This window comes from Collinsella sp. CLA-ER-H11 (genome assembly GCF_040092445.1).
GTDB lineage: Bacteria > Actinomycetota > Coriobacteriia > Coriobacteriales > Coriobacteriaceae > Collinsella.
The window spans coordinates 1-600 of record NZ_JBBNLN010000040.1 but is presented as its reverse complement, the minus strand read 5'-3'; the positions used below and the strand labels follow the sequence as shown (position 1 = coordinate 600).

The window sequence follows — 600 nt, the reverse complement described above, 5'->3', positions numbered from 1 at the left end:
CACCCGAAGTCGCCGGCCCAACCGCAAGGGGGGAGGCGCCGAAGGTGTGGAGGGTGAGGGGGGTGAAGTCGTAACAAGGTAGCCGTACCGGAAGGTGCGGCTGGATCACCTCCTTTCTAGGGAGATAAATCTTCTAGAGAGACAAACTTTAACTCGAATAGAGGGCAGGAGCCCGTCCGGTAGATGTCCGCCAGGATAAGTCCCCGCAGCACCCGGTCCCCGGGGTCGCACCCGCGTACCTTGAGAGCCGCATAGCGATAGGAGAGAGATGGAAGATCCAATTCTTCCAGACTCGATTCTTTTCTGCGATTAAATCAAAGAATGATAGCAATCATTCATCCGATCCAAACAAGAAGAATTCACTTATTAATGAGTGAGGAGCATCTGATCGCGAGCACAGTGAAGACTGTGCCGCGGTATGAGATACCCGAATTGCGACATACGAGCGCTATTCATGATATCGATTAATTAACTTAATTAGCGACACGTGGATATCCCGCGGGCCCGAGAGCGGTCCCGCAAGATACCACGGGCGCACGGCGGATGCCTTGGCACAGGGAGCCGATGAAGGACGCGGCAAGCTGCGATAATCCCCGGCGA

Annotated in this window: 2 rRNA genes; both read left to right on the top strand. The window is 54.8% G+C overall.

Going from position 1 to position 600, the window contains the following annotated elements:
- A 16S ribosomal RNA gene (locus AAAX35_RS09635) occupies positions 1-116 on the top strand; the annotation flags it as partial.
- A 400-nt stretch (positions 117-516) separates the two neighbouring features.
- Positions 517-600, top strand: a 23S ribosomal RNA gene (locus AAAX35_RS09630); the annotation flags it as partial.